We start from the raw sequence: 6,830 nt of genomic DNA, 5'->3' as shown, positions 1-6,830 counted from the left end.
AAGAAGCGGAAATATTTTCAACACCATTGATGTAGATTCTACTTGTCGTTCCATCATAAGTAGCAGCAACATGGATCCATCTACCTAATTCCCCTCTATAATTATAAGTTGATCTCAGCCTGAAGGAAGTTCCATTATTGCCTCTATTCAGCCTGAATTCTAACTGACCATTACTGTCCAACCAAAACTCAAAACCATTGCCATTCTCTTTTTGGATTATCGTTCCATTATGAAGAACATTAGGTTTGACCCAACCGGCGATTGTTAAAGTACTTGGGATTTCAAGAGATGGACTGTGTGGTGCTATCCCGAACCTTTCCGAAAGACCATTCAGGTTAATGGCCTGATTGATTATTCCTTGCGACCAATTAACACCTGTGGTATTTCGAATGATGGCGTTGTTTCCATTTCCTGAATGGTCTACCATGGTATTTCCCGACCCCTCATCCATTTTCCAGTGACCTACCATTTGTTGGGATGCATTGTTAAGTGGCTGATTGTTGCTCATAGCAAGATTGATCTCTTGGCGACTTAAAGGCCTGTTATATAGCCTCAATTCGTCCATAGCACCTTGCCACCTTTGAATTGTCCCCAATGCCCCCACGATCAGGTTACCTGATGTTGTGCCTATACCAAAAGGATTATAAGTAACAGACCTGTCTTCTATCCCATTGACAAATATTTTACAGGTGCTGCCATCAAAGGTAGCGGCTACATGAATCCAATCTTGCAATGAATTACGGTAATTGAAATTTGACCGCATTCGGTATGTAGTTCCATTATTAGTTCTATTAAGCCTAAATTCTAATTGACCATCTCTGTCAAACCAAAACTCAAATCCGTTTCCTGCTGATTTACTCATAATCGTTCCTGTATGCAGAAGATTAGGTTTCACCCAAGCAGCAATCGTGAGGCCGTTGGTGATTTGTAAAGAACTGTTGTGAGGAATGCTAGCAAAAGTATTTGAGCTTCCGTCTAATGCCAAAGCTTTTCCTTGGACTCCATCTACCCATTGGCTGTTGGATGGATTTTGCAAGGTGAGATGATTGGTTTTTCCAGATTGATCTAAAAGCCTGCTTCCGCTTCCTTCTTCCATGGTCCAGTATCCCACCAAACCCGCATCTAATGGTGAAACTTCAGATTGTCCTCCGGTCCCAAAATTCCAGATTGTGGACCAGTTGGAATTGGTACTGCCTGATTTGGCTCTAACACGCCAGAAATAGGTTTTATTCTCCAAAAGGTTAGAGATAGTGGCGGAATTACCTGTAATACTACTCTGGGAAAAGGAGATGTTCGAAAACGTACTGTTTTCAGATAATTGGATATCATAGGCACTTGCATTCGGGACTGGATTCCAAGTAAACAGTAAGTTTTTTGCTTGGTTGACAGCCACATTTGCCGGAGAGACCAAAACGGGTTGAGATAGGGTTACGGTTCCTGTACTTGTTGAAAATTTCCATGCAGTCGAGCGACTCCCATTCCCCGCAGGATTTGAGGTCCTGACCCTCCAATAGTAGGTTTTGTTAGGGTTCAATGAAGGTACAGTCCAAGAAGTACCTCTGATTGAACTTCTTGCGAATACCAAAGAGCTAAAGTTTGTAAATTCTGAAATTTCCAAGCGATAAAATTCTGAATTGGGTTGATTTTGCCAAACAAAAAGGATGTCTGCCGAACCTACCACTGCATTATTATTAGGACTTACCAAGGTAGTTGCAGGTGGTGTTCCGGAAAACGTAGCGGACCTTACCTTTCGGACTTCCGAAAAGGGACTGTTTCCGGCTTCATTACTTGCCAATACCCGCCAATAGTATTGAGTATTAGGGCTAAGATTGGAAACTGTCCTAGAGGTACCTGTGAGGTTGGATATATTGGAAACAAAACTGCTGAAATTTTCATTTGTCGATAATTGAAAAGTGTAATTTTTTGCTAAGGGGTCAGCCACCCAAGAAAATGAAATGGAGGTTGAAAAAAGATTTGAATCATGCACCGGGTTTACCAACGCGATCCTGGCGGGCGCTTGGGTAAAAGGACCTGTTCTAAAACTCAAATTACCATTTGAATAAACTCCATTTCCTGACCTATTTACCGCACGGACCCGCCAAAAATAAAGCATGTTGGAGTTGAGATTGGAGATGTCAAAATGCGTACTTTGTATATTGGCCTGATTGATCAAAAGATTACTAAAAGAACTGTTTGTAGATACTTGGACTTGATAAGTTTCAGCACCCGATACAGGCTGCCATTCTAACTTGATGTTTATGGGATTGATGGTGATGCCATTTATAGGTCTAAGGGGAATTGGCATTTCCGGACTTGTGCTTAGAGTAACTGTTGTAAATGCTCCTATGCCGGAAAAACTTCCCGTACCTGAAGCATTTCTTGCCCTTACCCTCCAAAAGTAATTTCGGTTTTCACTTAACAAGGGACTGGTAAAACTGGTTTCTGTCAGGTTACTCTGATTGATAACAAGATTTGAAAAATCAGATACGGTAGATACCTGGATTTGATAGCTTTGGGTATTGGGCACTTTGGCCCAAGAGAAGACCGGTTTGATACTTACTCTTTCTTCGTTGTTGGAAGGTGCTAATAATTGAGTCCTTCCGGGGACTGCGGTCAGGGAATTGGTTTGAAAACTTCTTGTGCTGCTATAAGGACCATTTATTCCATTTTGTACGGCCCTAATTCTCCAGAAATAGGTACTATTGGCATCCAATTGTGGATAGACCAAACTCAAATTTTTCAAGTTGCTAAGGGTGATATTCCCGCTACTGAATGTCGATGATTTTGATAGCTGCAATTGATAGGTGCTTGCATTTGGTACTGATGTCCAGGCAAAACTGATGTCAACAGGCGCAATATTGACTGCATTGGCAGTTGGTAGGATTGGACGGACTGCAAGGGGAGTTGAGGGGTATTGGTTTTTGACCAAACTTCCAATCAGAGAATTGATATATACTTCTATATCCGTATAGTAGGGGCTTAGGTTATATTCTCGGTCATTGGATTGATTGGGATTGAGGTTATTGGCAGTTTCCCAAGCATCGGGCATTCCATCTTGGTCAGTATCTGTTGGGGCAGGTAAACTTTTAAGAATAGGCCATCCACCCACATCCTTTTGACTATCGATAATTCCAAAATTTGACCCATTTGACCCTTTATTTGAGAATGTTCCATTAACCGTGTTTTGAATAACTCTTAAATCAACTGCATCTCTGAAAAAATTCGCTCCTGAATTGTCAAGGACTTTCTGATAGGAATCCTGGGCTGTTCGCTGAAAATCATAAACATCACTAGGCAAAATTGTGGTGAGCTTTAAATCATTTAGGTATTGATCTGTTAATGGAGTATTTTCTAATTTTGCTCCACGCCAATTGTCAGAGGAAATTATACTAGATCCTTGCAAAAAATTTCCTGTTAAGAAAAATTTACCATAGTTAATTAAATTATTACTTGCTGTCGGGCTTAAAAAAATACTTGCTTCTCTAGTTGATGGTCCAGGTTTGAAATAATTGTTAATTACATTAAATAACCCTTCAGACCCTCCACTAATTGCCCTATCTCTCCAATTATAAATTACGTTGTTTCGGAAATCCACAACGCCTCTATAATTATCTCGTTCTTGTTGGGTATTAAATAAATTTGGGTGATCAAAAGCTGGGTTCCTATCTGTAAAGTTTGCTATTAAATTATGATGAAATGAAGCGTTTTTTCCTCCCCATAATCCTCCATATCCATGGGCACCTTTTGGATGAATACTGTTGTTTAATCCTTCGGAGATTATTGACCATTGAACCGAAATATTTCTATTCCCATAGAATGAAGCAGTTTCATCCGTACCCCAAGAAAAGGAACAATGATCTACAATAATATTATCTGAGTTTCTTACTTCAATAGCATCTCCATCATCGGAAATTACCCTATCGCCCAATCTGAAACGAAGATATCTTATAATTACATTATTAGTGTTAATTCGGACTTTATGATCGGTGATTGTTATTCCATCTCCAGGAGCTGTTTGCCCTGCTATTGTCAAATTGGGTTCATTGATTGTTATAGTACTTTCTAGCCTTATATTACCTGACACTTCGAAAACGACAATTCTAGGCCCTCTCGACCTTACAGCTTCTCTAAAACTTCCGGGGCCTGAGTCATTGAGGTTGGTAACTTTAAGTACCTGTCCCCCTCGTCCTCCTGAGGCATATTTCCCAAATCCTTCAGCTCCGGGAAATGCCACAACTTCTTGGAGATTGGGATCAAAGTCTGAAACAGGATAGGTTTGAGAAAATAAAAGGGATGAGAAGAAATAAATCTGAATAAAAAATAATAATGTTGTTGATAGAGTCTTTTTACTTACGTTGTACATGGCTTAATAATTTACTAGGGCTTTCAATTGGTATTAAAAAAACACTTTCGTGATTTTTTTCAATTATTATCAAATACTTTGCCGAAATTATTTTTCATTTATTTTTTTTTTATTTTTTTTTTTAATGGCTTGTTGCCTTCACCTGATTCTACTTTTCCGAAATGGTAAATTTTGCTTTTTTTTCAATTTTTTATTCCTTTATAATCCGCTTTTTCGTAATCAGTGTTATGTGAAAAATTGTATGAGTTTCGGAATCATTGGACTTCCCAAATTTCCCCCAAAGGAGTACATTAGGATGGTATTTGGTTACTCTTTTAGTAAGGCTACCTAATTCTTAATAAACGATAAGTTACTTTCAGGACAAGAAAAGTAACAATACAAATTGGCTATTATGATTTCTGAATAAAACCTACTTTCTGGAAAATATTTTAGTCTGTCTCCCTTAGTCCCCAACATTTAAAAAAAACATTTAGAAAAGGAATGACGGTTGTTTCTCCGTCATGCTGAACTGGAGCTTGCGTAGGTGAAGCATCTCAAAATTTAAATTGTTTAGACTCTTCCCTATACTCAGAGTGACGGCATCAACAATTACGTCATTGGTAGTCCCCATCATTTTCAAAAAAACATTCACAAAAGGTATGACCGGGTGTTAAATTGAGTTTCAATAGGAATGTGGCTTTAGCCCATTCATAAATAAATGCCAAGTAAACAATCGGCTTCAGCCAAAATCTTGAGACAGAAATAAGATGTCCAAAGCTTTGAAGATCATCTCATTGGTAGGAGAAGCTGACGAAGGTGAAGCATCTCAAAATTTAATTTGTATAGACTCTTCGCCATACTCAGAGTAACGGCATCAATAATTACGTCATTGGTAGTCCCCATAATTTTCAAAAAAACATTCACAAAAGGTATGACCGGATGTTAAATTGAGGGTCAATAGGAATGTGGCTTTAGCCCATTCATAAATAAATACCAAGTAAATAATCGGCTTCAGCCAAAATCTTGAGACAGAATTAAGATGTCCAAAGCTTTGAAGATCATCTCATTGGTAGGAGAAGCTGACGAAGGTGAAGCATCTCAAAATTTAATTTGTATAGACTCTTCGCCATACTCAGAGTAACGGCATCAATAATTACGTCATTGGTAGTCCCCATAATTTTCAAAAAAACATTCACAAAAGGTATGACCGGATGTTAAATTGAGGGTCAATAGGAATGTGGCTTTAGCCCATTCATAAATAAATACCAAGTAAATAATCGGCTTCAGCCAAAATCTTGAGACAGAATTAAGATGTCCAAAGCTTTGAAGATCATCTCATTGGTAGGAGAAGCTGACGAAGGTGAAGCATCTCAAAATTTAATTTGTTTAGACTCTTCCCTATACTACCAATGACGTGGATATCCGAGTCGTCACACTGAACGCAGTGAAGTGTCTCCTTATTCTGAGATCTTTCTCGCGTACAGCTGTCGGGAATCGTACCTCGGATTCAAGATGACGCAACAACCGTCATTCCTTTTCTGAACATTAACAAAATGTTGGAGACTCAGAGTCACGAAATCTACAATTAGGTCATTGGTAACTATAGCTTGTGAATGTGAAGAATCTCATATCATTTTTTGAGATGCCCCGCAGGAGCGGTTAAGTGTGGTGACCCTGATATTCAAGTCATTTGTAGTTTTATTGACGTCCTTAGCGATATCAATCCTTAAAAGTCCTGCTTAAATAAAATGCCTCATGTTCAGCCAAAAAGGCGCATTAGGGGAGACACAGAAAAATAATAGGAATATCGATTGAAAAGCGCTTTGTAATTTGAATTCAAATCACAAAAATTGATGTTTGGGGAAATAAAAATTCCTCCTTGGATTGACCAAGGAGGATAATTTATTTTCCATTATTTTTTAATAAACTTCAATGTTTCAAGGTTACCTTCCTTATTAACCAAAAGAATATGAATTCCAGGTTTAAGGTTCATAGAATTTACATCAATGGTCAAAACCCCGTTGTTTGTTTCAAATTCTCTTTCCATGATTAAAACACCTTTGGAATCAAAAATCATGATGTTAACCGAAGACTGCTTTTCTCCATAGACCATTAGATTGAGAATATCTTGTACTGGATTAGGATACAGGTAGCTCGGCTTTTCTAGAAACTCCCTCTGTCTTTTGGAATCCTCTACCATACTACCTATGGTGTTTTCAGAACTTACTTTAGCTGATGCACCTGATATTCTCAAGGCCTGCGAAGGATTGGCAAGTTGTGTAATTTCTGCTGCTGATAAAGCCCTTCCATATAGCCTCAAGTCATCCATGGCCCCATTGAAACGCTGGATAGTACCGAGTGCGCCAATTACTAGGTTACCTGATGTGGTTCCGATATTGATCGGTCCAAAAGAAGCGGAAATATTTTCAACACCATTGATGTAGATTCTACTTGTCGTTCCATCATAAGTAGCAGCAACATGGATCCA

2 protein-coding genes are annotated in these 6,830 nt (G+C 38.7%); both read right to left on the bottom strand.

Translation table 11 applies throughout. From position 1 onward, the window contains the following. The coding region (locus MMU07_RS21345; protein ID WP_241128642.1) for a LamG-like jellyroll fold domain-containing protein at positions 1–4,363 on the bottom strand (4,363 nt) is incomplete at its 3' end. Positions 4,364–6,254: 1,891 nt separating this feature from the next. Beyond that, the coding region (locus MMU07_RS21340) for a T9SS type A sorting domain-containing protein (protein WP_241128641.1) at positions 6,255–6,830 on the bottom strand (576 nt) is incomplete at its 5' end.

Source organism: Cognataquiflexum nitidum (genome assembly GCF_022538055.1).
Classification (GTDB): Bacteria; Bacteroidota; Bacteroidia; order Cytophagales; family Cyclobacteriaceae; genus Cognataquiflexum; species Cognataquiflexum nitidum.
The sequence above is the reverse complement of the archived record's forward strand: the minus strand, read 5'-3'. Positions and strand labels throughout refer to the sequence as shown.